This window comes from Sphingosinicella microcystinivorans (assembly GCF_027941835.1).
Lineage (GTDB): Bacteria > Pseudomonadota > Alphaproteobacteria > Sphingomonadales > Sphingomonadaceae > Sphingosinicella.
This window is the reverse complement of record NZ_CP116005.1, coordinates 2,563,604-2,580,798: the sequence shown is the minus strand read 5'-3', so window position 1 is coordinate 2,580,798 and position 17,195 is coordinate 2,563,604. Positions and strand designations below refer to the sequence as shown.

Annotated in this window: 19 protein-coding genes; 10 read left to right on the top strand and 9 right to left on the bottom strand. The window is 69.3% G+C overall.

The features are described 5' to 3' along the window. Window positions 1-70: 70 nt before the first annotated feature. Genes PE061_RS12430 through PE061_RS12410 form a run of 5 tightly spaced genes read right to left on the bottom strand, consistent with a single transcriptional unit; the run spans window position 71 to window position 2,633 of the window. The gene (locus PE061_RS12430) at window positions 71-595 is read right to left on the bottom strand and encodes a DUF2155 domain-containing protein (RefSeq protein ID WP_271255597.1); all 525 of its coding nucleotides are present in this window, start codon (window positions 593-595) and stop codon (window positions 71-73) included. Then, complete coding sequence (gene mlaD / locus PE061_RS12425; protein WP_271255596.1) at window positions 592-1,098, bottom strand: outer membrane lipid asymmetry maintenance protein MlaD; 507 nt, start codon at window positions 1,096-1,098, stop codon at window positions 592-594. The genes PE061_RS12430 and mlaD overlap by 4 nt, the downstream gene beginning before the upstream one ends. Then, window positions 1,095-1,487: an NADH:ubiquinone oxidoreductase subunit NDUFA12 gene (locus tag PE061_RS12420; protein ID WP_271255595.1), complete on the bottom strand. Its 393-nt coding sequence runs from the start codon at window positions 1,485-1,487 to the stop codon at window positions 1,095-1,097. Before PE061_RS12420 ends, mlaD begins: the two co-directional genes overlap by 4 nt. A 37-nt stretch (window positions 1,488-1,524) precedes the next feature. Further along, on the bottom strand, window positions 1,525-2,046 hold the full coding sequence (locus tag PE061_RS12415) for a DUF192 domain-containing protein (protein WP_271255594.1): 522 nt from the start codon (window positions 2,044-2,046) through the stop codon (window positions 1,525-1,527). Window positions 2,047-2,057: 11 nt separating this feature from the next. Beyond that, complete coding sequence (locus PE061_RS12410) at window positions 2,058-2,633, bottom strand: cold-shock protein (RefSeq protein ID WP_271255593.1); 576 nt, start codon at window positions 2,631-2,633, stop codon at window positions 2,058-2,060. Between the two features lie 113 nt (window positions 2,634-2,746). Here PE061_RS12410 and PE061_RS12405 point away from each other — a divergent pair, with 113 nt between their 5' ends. From PE061_RS12405 to PE061_RS12395, 3 genes are read left to right on the top strand one after another with little or no spacing between them, the layout of a single operon-like run. Continuing rightward, a complete protein-coding gene (locus PE061_RS12405) occupies window positions 2,747-3,346 on the top strand; it encodes a CoxG family protein (protein ID WP_271255592.1) in 600 nt (199 codons plus the stop codon). Then, window positions 3,343-4,263: an XdhC family protein gene (locus PE061_RS12400; RefSeq protein ID WP_420794299.1), complete on the top strand. Its 921-nt coding sequence runs from the start codon at window positions 3,343-3,345 to the stop codon at window positions 4,261-4,263. Before PE061_RS12405 ends, PE061_RS12400 begins: the two co-directional genes overlap by 4 nt. After that, window positions 4,260-5,837 carry a molybdopterin-binding/glycosyltransferase family 2 protein gene (locus tag PE061_RS12395; RefSeq protein WP_271255591.1) on the top strand — a complete coding sequence of 526 codons (1,578 nt, stop codon included), beginning with the start codon at window positions 4,260-4,262 and terminating at the stop codon, window positions 5,835-5,837. The genes PE061_RS12400 and PE061_RS12395 overlap by 4 nt, the downstream gene beginning before the upstream one ends. On the opposite strand, the gene PE061_RS12390 is transcribed toward PE061_RS12395, so the two are convergent. Beyond that, window positions 5,828-6,349: a regulatory protein RecX gene (locus PE061_RS12390; protein ID WP_271255590.1), complete on the bottom strand. Its 522-nt coding sequence runs from the start codon at window positions 6,347-6,349 to the stop codon at window positions 5,828-5,830. The two genes, PE061_RS12395 and PE061_RS12390, sit on opposite strands and share 10 nt — an antisense overlap. Window positions 6,350-6,513: 164 nt before the next feature. Here PE061_RS12390 and PE061_RS12385 point away from each other — a divergent pair, with 164 nt between their 5' ends. From PE061_RS12385 to spt, 4 genes are all read left to right on the top strand, one after another. Beyond that, window positions 6,514-8,298: a fatty acyl-AMP ligase gene (locus PE061_RS12385; protein WP_271255589.1), complete on the top strand. Its 1,785-nt coding sequence runs from the start codon at window positions 6,514-6,516 to the stop codon at window positions 8,296-8,298. Window positions 8,299-8,311: 13 nt separating this feature from the next. Further along, entirely contained in the window at window positions 8,312-9,220 is a 909-nt protein-coding gene (locus PE061_RS12380) for an NAD-dependent epimerase/dehydratase family protein (protein ID WP_271255588.1), read from the top strand. Window positions 9,221-9,290: 70 nt separating this feature from the next. Next, the gene (locus PE061_RS12375; RefSeq protein WP_271255587.1) at window positions 9,291-9,539 is read left to right on the top strand and encodes an acyl carrier protein; all 249 of its coding nucleotides are present in this window, start codon (window positions 9,291-9,293) and stop codon (window positions 9,537-9,539) included. A gap of 8 nt (window positions 9,540-9,547) precedes the next feature. Continuing rightward, window positions 9,548-10,756, top strand: a complete 1,209-nt coding sequence (gene spt / locus PE061_RS12370) for a serine palmitoyltransferase (RefSeq protein WP_271255586.1) — start codon at window positions 9,548-9,550, stop codon at window positions 10,754-10,756. 1 nt (window position 10,757) lies between these two features. Here the strand turns inward: spt and PE061_RS12365 are convergent, their stop codons facing one another. The 3 genes from PE061_RS12365 to PE061_RS12355 are packed head-to-tail and all read right to left on the bottom strand — an operon-like array spanning window position 10,758 to window position 13,193. Continuing rightward, window positions 10,758-11,675, bottom strand: a complete 918-nt coding sequence (locus PE061_RS12365; RefSeq protein ID WP_271255585.1) for a hypothetical protein — start codon at window positions 11,673-11,675, stop codon at window positions 10,758-10,760. Continuing rightward, window positions 11,672-12,643, bottom strand: a complete 972-nt coding sequence (locus tag PE061_RS12360; protein WP_271255584.1) for a diacylglycerol/lipid kinase family protein — start codon at window positions 12,641-12,643, stop codon at window positions 11,672-11,674. The genes PE061_RS12365 and PE061_RS12360 overlap by 4 nt, the downstream gene beginning before the upstream one ends. Before the next feature lies 1 nt (window position 12,644). Further along, window positions 12,645-13,193, bottom strand: coding sequence for a DUF2141 domain-containing protein (locus PE061_RS12355; RefSeq protein ID WP_271255583.1), 549 nt, complete (start codon window positions 13,191-13,193; stop codon window positions 12,645-12,647). A 117-nt stretch (window positions 13,194-13,310) separates the two neighbouring features. On the opposite strand from PE061_RS12355, the gene PE061_RS12350 reads away from it, so the two are divergent. Genes PE061_RS12350 through PE061_RS12340 form a run of 3 tightly spaced genes read left to right on the top strand, consistent with a single transcriptional unit; the run spans window position 13,311 to window position 17,160 of the window. Beyond that, entirely contained in the window at window positions 13,311-14,534 is a 1,224-nt protein-coding gene (locus PE061_RS12350) for an LptF/LptG family permease (protein WP_271255582.1), read from the top strand. Then, entirely contained in the window at window positions 14,531-15,634 is a 1,104-nt protein-coding gene (gene lptG, locus PE061_RS12345) for an LPS export ABC transporter permease LptG (RefSeq protein ID WP_271255581.1), read from the top strand. Before PE061_RS12350 ends, lptG begins: the two co-directional genes overlap by 4 nt. Next, on the top strand, window positions 15,631-17,160 hold the full coding sequence (locus PE061_RS12340) for a lipopolysaccharide biosynthesis protein (protein WP_271255580.1): 1,530 nt from the start codon (window positions 15,631-15,633) through the stop codon (window positions 17,158-17,160). Before lptG ends, PE061_RS12340 begins: the two co-directional genes overlap by 4 nt. Window positions 17,161-17,195: the final 35 nt, after the last annotated feature.

The following is a 17,195-nucleotide window of genomic DNA, read 5'->3' as shown; positions in this document are numbered from 1 at the left end:
CGCACGAGGCATATGCGCGAAATTCTGCCGATCCAGCAACCCTCTATGGATCGGTTCGGAAACGTGACGATCAGTTTGCTGTGGCTTCGGACGGCGCGGGCGTAGCTGCTGCCGAGGGAGGCGGGGCGGATTTGCCGACCACGACCGTGCGCGGGCCGGTTTCCGGGAAACGCATCGCGCAGCTTCTGACCCAGACGTCGTAGCGGGCGTTGTCGAAGCTGTTGAGCGACGGGCTTTCGGCGAAAAGCCAGCCCGAGAACAGGCGCCGGACCTTGTTGTCGCGGCCCGGCCCGTCGATCTGGAGGAATGCGCCGGTATGCGGGCGCTGCCACGGCGGCGACGCCTCGCAGGTGCGCGCCGCGATGCGGATCTTGCCGAAATTCACGGTTTCGCCGGGTTTCAGCGTCAGGTCGCGGGTTTCGCTGCTCACCTTGTCGAGCACGCCGATCACGAGCACGCGCTCCGCGTTCGGGGTCGGAAGCTTCGCGGGCGCCGCCTTGGGCGCAGGTGCCGCCGGCTCAGGCGCAGGCTGCGCGGCCGCCGGCGCGGCAAGCAGCACCATGCCGAGCGCGGCGCGGGCCGCCGTGCGGATCACGGTACGGCAGGCTCCGCAGGCGCGGAATCGCCCGCCTTGTCGTCCGACTTGCCGGTCTGGTTGATGAAGCCGCCGATCAGCGTCATCAGGTCGACCGAGCCCTGCGTGTCGATGATCTCGTCGCCCTCGCGCATCGTCTCGCTGTCGCCGCCCGGCGTCAGCGAGATGTAGCTGCCGCCGAGGATGCCTTCGGACGTGATCGAAGCGCTGCTGTCCAACGGCAGCTTGACACGCTGGTCGATCGAGAAGCCGAGCCGCGCCTGGAACGTCTCCGGGTCGAGGGACTGGGAAACGACCGAACCGACCTTGATGCCCGAGACGCGGACATCGGTGCCGACCGCGACGCCCGTGGCATTGGGGAACAGCGCCGAGATACGGTAGCGGTCCGCGCCTACGCTCCCCGACGTGCGCTGATACGAGAACAGCACGAACGCGACCGCGATCGCGACGACCACGGCGCCGACGAACGCCTCGATCAGGTTCTGCCGGAACAGCGCCGTCATGCCTCTTCGGGGCTCCACGCCTCGTAGTCGCCGGTCGCGCGGGCGCGCGGCGCGGCGCTGGCGAGCGTGCCCGGCCGGTGCCATGCCGCGGCGGTGCCGGTGGGATTCGCGTGGTGCGGCTTTTCCCATGTCTTGCGCGGCAGCTTCGATTCGCCCGGCAGCACATCGGTCGACTTGTGCAGCCAGCCGTGCCACTCGGGCGGCACCCGGCTCGCCTCGTTGAGGCCGTTGTAGATCACCCAGCGCCGCTCGCCGCGCTTGCCGGGCTTGCGGAAATAGCGGTTGCCTTCCGCGTCCTGGCCGACCTCCTCGCCGTGGAAGCGCGTCATGTAGCGCGTGCCCCACGTCGGACCGTCCCACCAGGCGAAAATCGACTTGAACAGACCCATTGCCGGCTCCGCTGACTTCAATTGGCGCCTTAGAGCCTTATTCCGCGCCGCCTTGCAAGTCCCGAAGGTCGTATTCGACGAGATCGCCGGGCGTCGCACCGATCCGCGCGGCCTCTCCGGCGTTGAGTTCGAGCACGGCGGCGACGGGGCCGAGCGAGCGGCGCTGCTCTTCGTTGAGCGGCGGAACGTCGGCGAGGATGCTCTCGATGCGCCGGTCGGCGAGCAGGAACAGCATGTCGAGCGGGATGTAGGTGTTGTGCATCCAGAACGCCGCCGGGCGCGGCGCCGGGAACGGGAAGATCATGCCTGCATCCCTCGGCATCGACCGGCGGTCCATGAGTCCCTGCGCCTGCTCGTCGGACGTGCGCGCGACCTCCACCGTGTAGCTGTGCCGCCTGCCGTCGTTCGTGACAATGGTGAGCGGAATGGCCGGGAGCCGCTGGACCGTGGATTCGGCTGCGGGCTCCCGCGTCGCGGCGGACGGCGTGGTGCCGCAGCCCGAGACGACGGCGACGAGCATGAGGGCCGCGAGAAACGGCCGATGACGAACGGAATTCATGAAAAGGCGCTCTAGGCCTCTCCGACCGTGATGGCAACGGCGAGCGGGCCCTTGTCGCCCTCCGCGATGCGCGCCATCACATGCTGCCCCGGCATCAGTTCGATGAGCCCGGCGCGGCGCACGGTTTCCATGTGCACGAAGATGTCGTGCGAACCTTCGCCGCGGGTGAGAAAACCATAGCCTTTCAAACGGTTGAACCATTTGACTTCGACGCGCTCGTAATCGCCGGCATCGTCGATCAGCTGCATCGGATCGACCCGCGTCGCGGCGCGCTGCACAATGAGTTCGGGGTCCGGCCCGATAGCGGTGGTGAGGTCGAGTTCGATGATGCGCCGCGCCTGCCGCCCGCGCTCCCGCGCGACCGCCATGCAGACGACCGTCGCGCCTTCCGGCAGCGTGCGGCGGCCAACCTCGCGCAACGTGGAAAAGTGTACCAACACATCGCCGCTCCCATCACTGGGAACGATGAAGCCATATCCCCGTACCGCATCGAACCACTTTACAGTGCCATCGACCCGGAATTCCTCGGCGACTTCGGCAAGGTCGGACACGTGCCCACCCTCTGGCAGCAACGCGTGCTCGGCCATTACCCCCTCCGACGCACATTTAATTTTCCGAGAAAGAACGCTACCACAAAACCCCGTAACGACGAACTATATAGTTAATTTTCAAAGCGACAAGACAAGAAGGATGCACGCCCATGGACCTCAGCGGTGAGACCCTGATCGCGGCCCCGCGCGAACGGGTCTGGGCGGCGCTCAACGACCCGGAGGTGCTCGCCGCCTGCATCGAGGGCGTGGAACGGCTTGAGCGTGCAGGGGAAAACCGCTTCGAGGGCACGATGAACGCGAAGGTCGGGCCGGTGCGCGCGAAGTTCACCGGCGCGGTCGAACTCTCGGAAATCGACGCGCCGAACGCCTATGTGATCTCCGGCGAGGGCAAGGGCGGCGTCGCCGGTTTCGCGAAGGGCAAGGCCTCCGTGAGGCTTGAAGACGCGCCCGTGGAGGGCGGCGCGGGCACGCGACTCACGTGGCAGGCAAGCTCGACCGTGGGCGGCAAGCTCGCCCAGCTCGGCGCGCGGCTGATCGAAGGCACGGCAAAGGCTTACGCCGAGTCCTTCTTCGCCACCTTCAAGACTCGGGTGGAAAGTGATGAGCCGCCTGCGGAGCCCGCCCCCATCGTCCTTCCTGAAACCGACCTCGCCGAGGGGACGGACGAGGCGCCGGGCCTGTCCCCTGCCGTGTGGGGCGGCATCGTCATCGTGCTCGTCGCCGCGCTGGTGCTCTGGCTGGTGCTGTGAGCGGAGACGACACCGCCGCGCTGATCGCCGCGCTTCGCGGCTGGACCGCCGCCGGGCACAAGGCCGCCATCGCCACCGTGATCGAGACATGGGGTTCAGCCCCGCGCCGCGCGGGCGCGCACCTCGTGATTCGGGATGACGGCCTGTTCGAAGGCTCGGTGAGCGGCGGCTGCGTGGAAGGCGACGTGATCGCCGCCGCGGCGGACGTGATCGCCGGGGCCAAGCCGCAGCGCCTCGAATACGGCGTCGCCGATGCCCGCGCATGGGAGGTCGGCCTTGCCTGCGGCGGCCGGATCGCGGTGCTGGTGCAGCCGGTTTCCGAAGCCGGCTTCTCCCCCGCCCTCGTCGAACGCCTCGATGCTGCACTCGGCAGAGGCGAAAGCGTCCGCGTCACCACCGACGCCGACGGCGTTTCCCGCGAGGGCGAAGGCGAAGGCTTCACGCGCCTGTACGAACCAGCGGGGCGCCTGATGATCATGGGCGCGGTCCATATCGCGCAGGCGCTGGTGCCGATGGCGGAACTGCTCGGCTACGCGCCGCTCGTCGTCGATCCGCGCGGCAGCTTCGCCGCCGCCGAGCGTTTCGCCCACATCGCCGTCGATCCGCGCTGGCCCGACGAGGCGCTCGCCGACTGGAAGCCGGACAGCGCGACCGCGATCGTGGCGCTGACCCACGATCCCAAGCTCGACGACCCTGCGCTGATCGCGGCGCTGAACTCCCCCGCCTTCTACATCGCCGCGCTTGGTTCGCGGAAGAACCAGGCGATCCGGCGCGAACGTCTCGCCGCCGCCGGGTTCGACAAAGCGGCGCTCGCGCGCATCCACGGCCCCGCCGGCCTTGCCATCGGCGCGGCGAACCCCGCCGAAATCGCGCTTTCGATCGCCGCCCAGATGATCGCAGTCCGGCGCGGCGCGTGAAGTTCGGCCCGGTTCCCCTCGATGGCGCGGAAGGCGCATATCTCGCCCATGCCGTGCATGTCGGCGCGCGGCGGATCGCCAAGGGCAAGCGCCTCGACGCGGCGGACATCGCCGACGCCCGCGCGGCGGGCCTGAACGAACTCGTCGTGGCGGCGCTCGAAAGCGGCGATCTGCACGAGGACGCGGCGGCGGCCATGATCGCGTCCGCCGCTGCGGGCCCCGGCCTCGCCGCCCGGCCGCCCGCGCACGGCCGCGCCGACATCGTCGCGGACGCCGCCGGGCTGCTGTTGGCGGACATCGCCGCCGTCGACGCCGTGAACACACACGACGAGGCCGTGACGCTGGGAACGCTCGCACCGTTCGCGCCCGCCGCGAAGGGCGAGATCGTCGCCACGGTGAAGATCATTCCCTTCGCGGTTCCCGAAGCCCTCGTCCGGAGCGCCGCCGACAGCGCGAAGGGCGTGCTGCGTCTGGCGCGCTTCGGCACGCTGCGCGCCGCCTTCATCCAGACGACGCTTCCCGGAACGCCCGCCAAGCTGCTCGCGAAGACCGCCGAGGTGACGGAGGCGCGCTGCGCCGCGCTCGGCCTTGCGGCGTGGCGCGAGATGCGCTGCGCGCACACGGCGGACGGGCTCGCGGGCGCACTGGCGGAAACGGCGGATGCCGACATCGTCCTCATCAGCGGCGCGTCCGCGATCAGCGACCGGCGCGACGTGATCCCGGCCGCGATCGAACAGGCGGGCGGCGACGTACTGAGGCTCGGAATGCCCGTCGATCCCGGCAATCTCCTGTGCCTCGCCCGCATCGGCGCGCGGCCGGTGATCGGCCTTCCGGGCTGCGCGCGCAGCCCCCGCCGCAACGGCTTCGACTGGGTGCTGGAACGGTTGTGGGCCGGCCTCGACGTGACCGGAACCGACATCGCCCGCATGGGCGCGGGCGGCCTGCTCGCCGACGTGCCCCGCCCCGAACCGCGCCCCAAGCCCGAAGCCGGAGGGACGGTCGGCGCCGTCGTGCTTGCAGCCGGGCGCTCGGTGCGCATGGGCGCGAACAAGCTGCTCGCGGACCTCGGCGGCAAGCCCGTGCTCGCGCATGTGCTCGGTGCGCTGCAATCGGCGGGGCTGCCCGCGATCGTCGTCACCGGCAACGCGGAAGCCGAAATCGCCGAGATCGCCGACCGCTTCGGCTTTCAGGCCGCCCACGCCCCGCGCTACGCGGAGGGGCTGAGCCGGTCGCTCGCGGCGGGAATCGCCGCCGTGCCCGACGATTGGTCGGCGGCGCTGGTGCTGCTGGGCGACATGCCGGGCGTGACCGCGGACCATATCGGCAGCATCGCCGCCGCCGCGGGCGCGCGCCGCATCGCCGTGCCGGTGCACGACGGCAAGCGCGGCAACCCCGTGGCGTGGGGCCGGCGCTATTTCGCGCGGCTGCGCGGGCTGGAAGGCGACGTGGGCGGCAAGGCGCTGCTCGCCGAGTTCGCGGACGACATCGTGGAGGTCCCGGTGGCAAGCGACGCGATCTTCATGGATGTCGATACGCCGGAAGCGCTGGCGGCGGCGCGGGCGCGCTACGAGTAGTCCGGTTCGACATCCCGCATATCGAGGATTTCGGCGGCGATGCGGGCATCGTGACCCGCGCGCAGCATCGCCGCGAACTGCTTCTGCCGCGCCGCCCGGTCCGGCGCTTCCCGCGCGAACGGGCCGAAGCGCTTGCGCCGCGCATAGGCCATCGCAGCGCCCCGCGCATCGACCGCGCCGGTGATCTCACCGCTGAGGTCCTCGGCAAGGCCCGCCGCGCGCAGGTCCTGCCCGATGCGCCGCGCGCCGTAGCCGCGCCGCTCGAGGCCCCGCGCCCGCGCTTCCCCGAACGCGCGGTCGTCGACGTAGCGAAGCGCCGCGAAGCCAGCGACGATGCCCTCGACATCGGCGGGGCGCTCCCCCGCCCAGCCGCGCTCACGCAGCTTGCGCGCGAGATAGGCGGCAAGCTTGCCTTCCGAGGTCGCATAGCGTTCGACATAGCGCAGCGCGAGCGCGCGGAGCGTCTCCTCGCTGAGCGGCCGGGGTGTTTTTCGGGTTTTTTCGCCGCGCACGCCATGTTCCTGCCATAGTCGGACCCAATTTTGAACGTCACATTCCGGCAAAGGCTGACGATGGCCTATTTTGCATGTGGCCAAGGAGTCGTGTATCTGGCGAGGTTTATGAGCGGTGAGGAAAACCGCCGCCGCGCCGGGAAGAGCTGAGGAGGTTCGGGGACTTGCTGAATCGCACTTCGGATTCGAGCGCGCTTGCGCTGTCCGGCGCCGATGAGACGGCGCTGGCGCCAACGCCGACGCTCGACGATCTGCCGCGCCGCCTTGCGGATTTCAACACGCTCGGCGAGGCGTTGGACTATGCGGCGCAGGGGAGGCGCGGTCTCAATTTCTTCGATGCGCGGGCGCGGCTCGCGCGCGTCCTGACCTTCGCCGACCTCAAGACCGATGCGACCGCGAACGCATGGCGCCTGATCGCGGCGGGCATCAAGCCCGGCGACCGCGTGGCGCTGATCGCCGAGACGGGCGCCGATTTCGTCAGCCTGTTCTTCGGCGCCATATACGCCGGCGCGCTGCCCGTGCCGCTGCCGCTGCCGACCTCGTTCGGCGGGCGCGAGGGCTATGTGGAGCAGATTCGCAGCCAACTCATGTCGTGCGATCCCGAGATCGCGCTCGCGCCGTCCGGCCTCGCCGCGATCGTGGCGGAAGCCGCGCACGGCCTGCGCTGCCGCACCGCGCACGACTGGCTCGATTTCATGGCGCGCGAGGCAAGGCCCGCCGCGCTGCCGTCGGCACGCAAGGGCGACATCGCCTACCTCCAGTATTCCAGCGGCTCGACGCGTTTCCCGCACGGCGTGGAGATCACCCACGAGGCGCTGCTCGCGAACCTCAACGGCCATGCCGTGGGCGTGAACCTGCGCCGCGACGACCGCGTCATCTCGTGGCTGCCCTATTACCACGACATGGGCCTCGTCGGCTGCCTGATGGCGCCGATCGCCAACCAGGTCTCCGCCGACTACCTCGCCACAGAGGATTTCGCGCGCCGTCCGCTGTCGTGGCTCGCGCTCATCACGCGCAACGAGGGGCACAGCCTCTCCTACTCGCCGACCTTCGGCTACGATATCTGCGCGCGCCGCGTCTCCAGCCAGAGCGACGTCGCCGAGCGCTTCGACCTGTCGCGCTGGCGCGTGGCAGGCAACGGCGCCGACATGATCCGCCCGGACGTGATGGGCGCCTTCGTCGAGGCGTTCGCGCCCGCGGGCTTTTCGGGCGGCGCCTTTTTGCCGAGCTACGGGCTTGCCGAAGCCACGCTCGCCGTCACCATGTCCCCCGTCGGCACCGGCATCGTCACCGATCTCGTCGACGAGCGGCTGCTTTCGGGCGACCGCGACGATGCGGGCCAAGCCTCGGGCCGGATGCGCGCGATCGTCAACTGCGGCGTCGCGCTGCCGGGTATGGAAATCGAAATCCGCGACGACGCCAGCCGCCGTCTCGGCGACCGCCAGATCGGCAAGGTGTTCGTGGCCGGCCCCAGCATCATGACCGGCTATTTCCGCGACGAGATTTCGACACGCGCCGCGCTTCAGGGCCGCTGGCTCGACACCGGCGACATGGGCTACATGCTCGACGGCGCGCTCTACATCGTCGGCCGCGCCAAGGACATGATCATCATCAACGGCAAGAACCACTGGCCGCAGGACATCGAGTGGGCGATCGAGCAGCTTCCGGGCTTCAAGGCGGGCGACATCGCCGCCTTCTCGATCACCACGACAAGCGGCGAGGAAGCGCCCGCCGTGCTCGTGCAGTGCCGCACCACCGACGCCGCCGAGCGCGCCGACCTCCGCGAGACGATCAAGGCCAAGGTGCGCGCCATCACCGGCATGAACTGCATCGTCGAGCTCGTGCCGCCGCGCACGCTGCCGCGCACCAGCTCCGGCAAGCTCAGCCGCTCCAAGGCGCGCGCGCTCTACGTTTCCGGCCAGATCCAGCCGTTCGACATCGCGGCCTGACGCCGCTGCAACCGTGACGACGCTCGCCATCACCGGCGGAACCGGCTTCGTGGGCACGAAGCTGATCGACCTTGCGCTTGAGAAGGGCCACAGGGTCCGCGCCCTCGCCCGCTGCGCGCAGCCTGCGCGAGACGGCCTCGAATGGGTCGCGGGCGACCTTGCGAACACCGATGCGCTCGCCCGCCTCGTCGAAGGCACCGATGCGGTGATCCATGTCGCGGGCGTCATCAACGCCCGCACGCCGCTGGAGTTCGCCGCGGGCAACATCGAGGGCACCCGGGCGATGCTGGACGCGAGCCGCAATGTGCCGCGCTTCGTGCATGTCTCCTCGCTCGCCGCGCGCGAACCGGCGCTCTCCATCTACGGCAACACCAAGGCCGCCGCCGACGCGCTCGTGGAAACCGCGCGCCCCGACGCCGCGATCGTGCGTCCGCCCGCCGTCTACGGCCCCGGCGACCGCGAGACGGCGAGCGTCTACAAGCTCGTCGCGCGCGGCTGGGCGCTGCTGCCGGGCAGCGGCCGCTTCTCCATCGTCGAGGTCTCCGACCTCGCCCGCGCCCTCCTCGCGCTCGCCGAGAACCCGGCGCCGCGCGGCATTTTCGAGATCGACGACGCGACCCCCGGCGGCCTCAGCCACCGCGAGATGGCCGCGTACATCGCCGCCGCGCTCGGCAAGACGCCGACCTACGTGCCGCTGCCGCCCGCCGCCCTGACGCTCGGCGCCGCCATCGACACGCTCGGCGCCAAGCTCGCCGGACGCCTGCCCGCGCTCAGCTTCGACCGTGCCCGCTACCTCGCGCATCCGGACTGGGTGGCGGACAGCGCGGCGCTGAGGGGGCTCGGCATCTGGGCACCCGAGGTCCCCGCCGCCGAGGGCATCGCGCGCACGGCGGAATGGTACAGGAATGCGGGCTGGATTTAGGCCGCTTCCCCGCCTATCCCCTGCCACAATCTGTTGGCATCGAGCCGCAACGACATTTCAGGACACACGCATGGCGCACACACGCGACACCGTTCTTCCGAAGCTGATGGAGCTGATCGAGCCCGTGAACCGCAAGGGGATCGCGCTTGCCGAGAACACCAGCTTCGCAAGCGACCTCGAGCTGGATTCGCTCACCGTGATGGACCTCGTCGCCAACATCGAGGACGAGTACGACATCATCCTGCCGATGAACCTGCTCCCCGAGCTGGAAACGATCGGCCAGCTCGCCGACGCCGTCGTCAAGATCGTGAACGGCTGAGGCGGACGATGGGCGACCTCTTCGACAAGTTCGATCCCATCATCGCCGAAAAGGCGGCGCTGCTGGCGACGGGGGTCAACGACCCGTTCAACCTCGTCATGGAGAAGGTCCACTCCCCCACCGAAGCCACGGTGAACGGGCGCGAGACCATCCTCGTCGGCACATACAACTACATGGGCATGACCTTCGACCCGGACGTGATCGCGGCGGGCAAGCAGGCGCTCGACGAGTACGGCGCGGGCACGACCGGCAGCCGCGTGCTGAACGGCACCTATCAGGGCCACCGCGAGGTCGAGGAGGCGCTGAAGGACTTCTACGGCACCAGCCATGCGATGGTGTTCTCCACCGGCTATCAGGCGAACCTCGGCCTGATGGCGACGATGGCGGCACGCGGCGAGTACATCATCCTCGACGCGGACAGCCACGCCTCGATCTACGACGGCTGCGCGATGGGCAACGCCGACATCGTGCGCTTCCGCCACAACAGCGTCGAGGACCTCGACAAGCGCCTCGGGCGGCTTCCGGCGGAGGCGGGCAAGCTCGTCGTCCTCGAAGGCGTCTATTCGATGCTCGGCGACATCGCGCCCTTGAAGGAGATGGTCGCGGTCGCGAGGAAGCACGGCGCCATGATCGTCGTCGACGAAGCGCACGGCATGGGCTTCTTCGGCCCGAACGGGCGCGGCGTCTACGAGGCGGCGGGCGTCGAGGCGGACGTGGATTTCGTCGTCGGCACCTTCTCGAAATCGGTCGGCACGGTCGGCGGCTTCGTCGTCTCCAACCACCCGAAGTTCGAGGTGCTGCGCCTCGTCTGCCGCCCCTACGTGTTCACCGCCTCGCTGCCGCCGAGCGTGGTCGCCACGGCGGCGACCTCGATCCGCAAGCTGAAGCACGCCCACAACAAGCGCCAGCACCTGTGGGAAAACAGCCGCAAGCTGCATTCCGGCCTCAAGGCGAAGGGTTTCAAGATCGCCACCGAGACGGCGGAAAGCGCCATCATCGCGGTGCTGATGCCGGGTCAGGAAGCCTGCGCGCGCATGTGGAGCGCGCTCATCGAGCTCGGCGTCTACGTCAACATGGCGCGCCCGCCCGCGACGCCCGCCGGCATGTTCCTGCTGCGCTGCTCGCTCTGCGCCGAGCACCGTGCGGAGCAGGTGGACATCATCATCGACCGCTTCGTGAAGGCGGCGGAGATCGCCGGGATTCCGCTCGAAGCCTGATCTAGCGCACCGCGCCCTTGCGGATGAGCCGGGGCAGCAGGACGAGCCCCGCGAGTATGGGAAAGCGTCGGTGCCACGGCTTCACGACGATGCCCGCGCCGGAGTGTCGGTTCACCTTCCACGCGATGTAGTCGACGCCGCCCTTGAACGTGAAGCTGGCCTTCGCGAGCCGCAGCACGGAGAGCCATTTGCCCCGGCGGCGGAGCTTCGCCCACACCCGTTCGCCCGCCGCGCGATCGGCATCGGCGCGGAAGTGGACGATGCCGCCGCGCACCTCCGCCGCGAGATCACTGTCGGCGATGGCGGGCGCGGTGAAGGCCGCATAGCGCGCCGGATCGGTCTCGAAGATCGACTGGCCGCGCCCTGTCCGCTCCGACCGGAGTTCGGCGGCGTAGGTGAGCGCGAAGGCGCCGGTCCAGAGCGCCTCGACACTCAGCTCGTCGTCGAGCATCGGCCGCGCCGTCCCGAGCAGCGTCGGCGCCGCCGCGGCCACCGCGCGGATCACCCGCGCCCGCGCCGCATCCCCCCGCACCCACACCAGCCGCGAGGGCTGCGCGAACCGCGCCCACACCGAGACGTTGTCGCAACCCGGCGAGCAGGCGTGCGCGAAGTCTTCGACCGTCATCACCGCGAACTTGGCGCGCAGCCCTTCGTGTTCGGCGTAAAAGACGTTGGGCGGAATCAGCCGGTTTGCCGTCGCCATCCACCGGCGCGTGTAGGCGCGGTCGTAGGAATCGACGAGCAGGTAGAAATCGAGGAGCGAGTCCGAGAGGTCTTCGCTCCTGAGGCACGATCCGTAGAACAGTACCGCCTGCGCCGCGCCGCCGCAGCGCTCGGCGATCGCCTTCGCGAAATCGGCGACTTCGGCGGCGACGGGCGTTTCCAGCTCGGCCGCAACGAGCGGCACGAGCGCCGTCATGCCGCGAGGCTGAGGAAGGAAACCGGCGCGGTCGGCGTCAGGACGATCGAATGGCCCTCGCCCGCCTCGTAAAGCTCGCCGTCGAGGATGACGCTGGCGCGCTTGCCCTCGATGCGGATCTCGTCGCCGCGGCGCAGGTGCAGCCCGCTGAAGCGCGCGCTGCCGAGCCGGCCGGCGAGCGCGGACACCAGCGCCTTCAGCACTGTGGTACGCCGCTGCTCGATGGCCATCAGCTTCAGGGGGCCGCTGCGGTCGCTGAACGGCGTGGCGAAATTGAGCAGCAGCCGTTCGAGCGTCGTCACCATCAGCACGAGGAAGCTGCCTTCGACCGGCACGCCGTCGCGTTGCAGCGACACCCGCATCGGGCTCGGCCGCACCGGGTTCCAGCGCGCGCCCGCGCCGACGAGCACGCTCGCGATGACCACGAAGGTGGCGATCAGGTGGCTCACCCAGTTCGGCAGGCCGAGCGGATAGATCTTGTTGCGGCAGAACAGGATCGCCTCGGCGAGCCCCGCGCCGCCGAGGAACATGCCGAACACGGGGCGCGCCGCGATGCCGTCGCTGAGCGCGATGAGCTGGCGCGCGACCACGTGCGGGTCGACGCCCGTCTCGACGATCTTGAGGATGTTCGACAGCGCCTCGACCGGATTGGCGCCCGCGCCGAGATCGAGCGCGATGAGGTTGGTCTTGCCGTTCGGCAGCACCGCGAGCGGCGGCACCGCATCCTTGAAATGATGGCCGTTGTAAATCTCGGTCAGCGCCGCCTGCACGGTGCCGTCGCCGCCGTTGATGACGAGCACGGCGGGCTTCACGCGCGCGATCATGGCGAGCGCGTCGGGCACTTCGGAAATGTCTCCCACCTCGTAGTGGAAGATGTTCGGATGCTGCGCCACGAACTCCCGGATGCGCGGCAGAACGGCCTTGTTGCCGGTCGAGCGCGGATTGGAAAGGAGCGCGACGCAGGCCATGTCAGTCGCGCCGTGCCACAAGGGGCTTCACGGACAGCAGCCCCTGCCGGTAGTTGAGGATCACGTCCACGACCGTCACGCCGCCGCGCGCAACGAACATCGCGTCCTCATAGTCGGGCTTCGACAGACCGAGCTTCGGGTTGCCCGAAAAGCCGACGCCGTCCTTCGAGACGGAAAGCTTGCCGTTCATGTCGCGGTCGTGGAGCACCGCCATCGAGAACTCGCCGAAACGCGGCAGCGCCATGCACACGTTCATGTCGCCGGAGGCCGTCGTCGGCAGCTCGATGCGCTTCAGCTTCTTGCCGGAGGCGAGGAACTCGTCGGGATTGTCGCTGTAGAGCTGGACGCGGAGGTTGCCGGCGCGGTCCTTGAAGCCGTAGACGCGCACCAGTGCGGCCGGGCCGCGCGCGCCGGGCGCGCAGGCGGCGGCTTCGGGACCGATGATCTCCTGGGCGGCCGCGGGCGCCGGGAATGCGCCGAGAACCGCCGTTGCCGCGACGAGCGGACGGACCAGCCCCCGGAAAGACGCATTTGAACGCTTCAGCACCATGAGCCTCCTCGATCTTCCCCCTTTTCAGATCACCAATTTGTTGATGCATCCCTGTCTCACCGTGGTATCGGGTCCGCTTGCGGCCAAAATTTGACCAAGGATCGACAAAACCAAGAGATGCTGGCCCGGTTCGACAGGTACATGGCGCGGCTGATCGCAGTGCCGCTGTTCGCGACGCTGATGATCGCGGCCATGCTGCTATTGCTGGAGAAGATGCTGAAACTGTTCGACTTCGTGGTCAACGAAGGCGGGCCGGCGTCGGTCGTCTGGAGGATGCTCGGCAACCTCATCCCGCAATATCTCGGCCTCGGCATCCCCGTGGGACTGCTGCTCGGCGTGCTGCTCGCCTTCCGCAATCTTGCGCTGTCGAGCGAACTCGACGCCATGCGCGCGGTCGGCATCAGCTACATGCGGATGCTGCGCGTGCCCTACATGTACGCGCTGCTGCTCGGGCTCCTCACGCTGCTCATCGTCGGCTTCATCCAGCCGATCAGCCGCTATGCCTATGAAGGCCTTGAGTTCGAGCTGCGCTCGGGCGCGCTCGGCGCGACCATCGACGTCGGCGAGTTCGTGCAGGTGGCGCGCAACACCACGCTCCGCGTCGAGGAGAGCCGCGACCACGGCCGCGACCTGCGCGGCATCTTCGTCAGCGGCCAGAGCGCCGACGGCAAGACCGTCTCCGTCACGGCGGCGCGCGGCACCTTCCTCGCCACCGACGACCCCGACGTGATCCTGCTGAGGCTCACCGACGGCACGCTCGTCCACGACGCGCCGGGCTACAGGCAGCCGCGCGTGCTGACCTTCCGGATGCACGACCTGCCGATCGACCTGCCACAGATCGAGCTGTTCCGCATCCGCGGCGCCGAAGCCGACGACAACGAGCTGACGCTGCCTGAGCTCTACCGCGTCGGCTATCTCGGCCAGGGCACCGCGACCGAGAAGAATCGGGAAGCCGTGCGCGCGAACCTGCACCGGCGGCTCGTGCAGGTGTTCGCCGTGCTGGTGATCCCGCTGCTCGCCGTGGCGCTCGCGGTGCCGCCCAAGCGATCGACCTCGGCGGTCGGCGTGTTCGCGGCGCTCACCATCCTCATCGTCTACAACGAGATTTCGGAGGCCGCCGAGCGATCGGGCGCGGCGGGCAAGGCCGACATCGCGCTCAGCCAGTGGGGCAGCTTCGTCGCGTTCAGCCTGCTCTGCGCATGGTTCTTCCACGTGCTCGCGAATGTCCCGGGCGGCCAGCCGATCGCGATGATCGAGCGCGGCGCGGGCATTGCCACCAAGTGGGTCGTCAGCCTGTGGCGCCTGATCCGCCGCCGCTTCGCGAGGACGCAGGCGGCATGAGCAGCGCGCTTTCGCTTTGGCCCTCGCCGACCATCGCGACCTACACGGCGCGGATGTTCATGATCCGGACGCTCGCCTTCGCGATCGGCCTCGTCGCGATCCTGCAGACGCTCGACCTGCTGAACGAGTCGAACAAGATCCTTGCCATCGACGGCAACGGCAACGCCGAGCTGCTGCGCTACGTGCAGCTTCGCATTCCGCAGCTCGTCTCGCAGTTCCTGCCCTTCTCCGTGCTGCTCGGCGCGCTCGTGACGATGGCGACGCTGAGCCAGAACAGCGAGGTGACGATCTTCCGCGCCGCCGGGCTTTCCGCGCACCAGATCCTCTACCCGATGATGGCGGCGGCGCTCGGCGTCTCGCTGGTCCACTTCGCGTTCAACGAGCTGGTGCTGGTGCGGACGAACGCCGAGCTTATCGCGTGGGAGAAGGCCGAATACCGGCGCGATACGGAGATCGACACGAACCCGCTCACCGACGTGTGGGTGCGCGAGGGGCGCGAGATCATCCATGCCGACAGCGTGACCGGAAATGGCGCGGAAACGCGGCTTCACGGCGTGCGCGTCGATCGCCGCGACGGCAGCCGCCTGCGCCAGATTATCAACGCCGAAAGCGGGCGTCCGGACGGCGACGCTTGGCTGCTGGAGAACGTCCGCATCTTCACCGTGCGCACCGGCGCCCTCTCGCACGCGCCGCAGGTCCGGCTCGGCACGGGCGTCGAGTCCGACCGCTTCACCATGCGCGTGCCCGACCCCGATCGGACCAACATCGTGGACCTCTGGCGGCAGACGCGCCTTCTCGAAGCGGTGGGGCGCGGCACGGATTCCTTGCGCGTCGCGCTCTACCACAAGGTCTCGCTGCCGCTTTCGGCCGTACTGATGCCGCTGCTCGGCGCCGTGACCGCCTTCGGCCTCGCACGGTCGGGCAGGCTCTTCGCGCGCGCCGTCGTCGGCATGGTGCTCGGCTTCGCCTATTTCGTCGCCGACAATTTCATGGTCGCGATGGGTGAGTTCGGCACCGTGCCGCCGTGGGCGGCGGGCTGGGCGCCGTTCCTGCTGTTCTTCCTCGTCGGTGAAGCGGTGCTGTTCCGGACCGAGGAATGAACACACCCGTTGCCAAGTCGGACGTCGCCAAGGGCGCGGGTGTCGTTGCGCTGTCTCGCCTCGGCGCGCTCGTCGAGGTGGTGTCGCAGCCCGCCTACGTGTGGATGTTCGGCATCGCCGTCTACGGCGTCTACACGGTGCTGTGGGCGGCGGTGAACACCGTTTCCAACGTCGCCGACCTCGCGATCACGCGCGCGCTCCAGCGGGTGATCCCGCAGTCGCGGAGCGAGCGCGAGGTACTCGCCGCGCTGAAGGCGGCGCTGCTCCTCGGCGTGGTGCCCAGCATCGCCGTCGCCGCGCTCGCCATCATGTTCGCGGGCGATCTTGCCGGTCTCGTCAACGCGGGCCCGCGCGAGGCCGCGGACATGCGGCTCGCCATCATCATCTTCGCGCCCGGCCTGCCGCTGTGGTCGTTCATCGAACTGGTGACGGCGGCGGCCCGCGCGCGCCGCGCGTTCGGCCCCGAAGTGCGACTGCGGCTGTTCTGGGAGCAGTGCGTGCGCCTCGTGCTCGCCTTCGGGCTGTTCCTCGCGGGGTGGGACACGCTCGCGCTCGTCACGGCGCACACGGCCTCGCTGTTCGTCACCGCGATCCTCGCCGTCCGCCTGCTCGCCCGCTACTACGACGTCCGCGCTATGTGGCACACGCCGTTCGACGGGCGCATTTCGTGGCATGTCTTCGTCACCGGCATCAGCCTGCTGCCGATCAACGTGGTGTACCGCGTGCTGATCGACCTGCCGCCGCTCGTCATCAACGCGCTTATTCCCGGCAACGCGGGCGCCGTCGCCTCGGGCCTTTACGGCATCGCCCGCAAGGTGGCGACCATCCCGCAGCTTTTACAGCAGGTGTTCCAGTACGTTCTGGCCCCGCTCACCGCCGCGCAGGCCGCCGTCAACCGCCTCGCCATCGAGCCGCTCTATGCGTTCGCGACGCGGCTTTCGACCGTGGTCGTGCTGCCGATGGCCGCGTTCCTGTGCCTGATCGGCGACCGCATCCTGTGGCTGTTCACGCCGGATGCCGTGGCGGCGCTGCCCGTGCTCGTCGTGCTCGTCATCGGCCGCGGCATCGAAACCGCGATCGGCCCGGCCCGGCCGGTGATCGAGATGATCGGCCACCGCCTGCTGCCCACGGTCAACGGCGTGCTCACCGTCGGCGTCTGGGCCGCGGTCACGTGGTGGCGGGTGCCGGCGGACGGCGCCGTCGGCATGGCGTGGGCGGTGGCCGCGGCGAGCGTCGCCAACGCGCTCCTGCCGCTTGCCGAGCTGACCATCGCGCACGGCTTCCGGCCGTTCGGCTGGCGCTTCGCGCTCTGCGTCGGCCTCGGGCTCGTGGGCGCGGCGAGTCTCGTGGTCGCCGACCTCGGGCTGGCGCACGCCCGCTTCTATATCGAGCTGCCCGCGATGTTCGCGCTGATGCTGGGCGTGATCTGGCTCGGCCTGCGTTTCGGGCTCGCCCGCTCGGATCGCAGCGCCCTCGGCAGCCTCGGCGCGCACATCGGTCTGGCTCCCGCCACGCGGTCGTCGTAAAGTTGCCGCATTGGGGCGGGATTAAGCATCCCGTA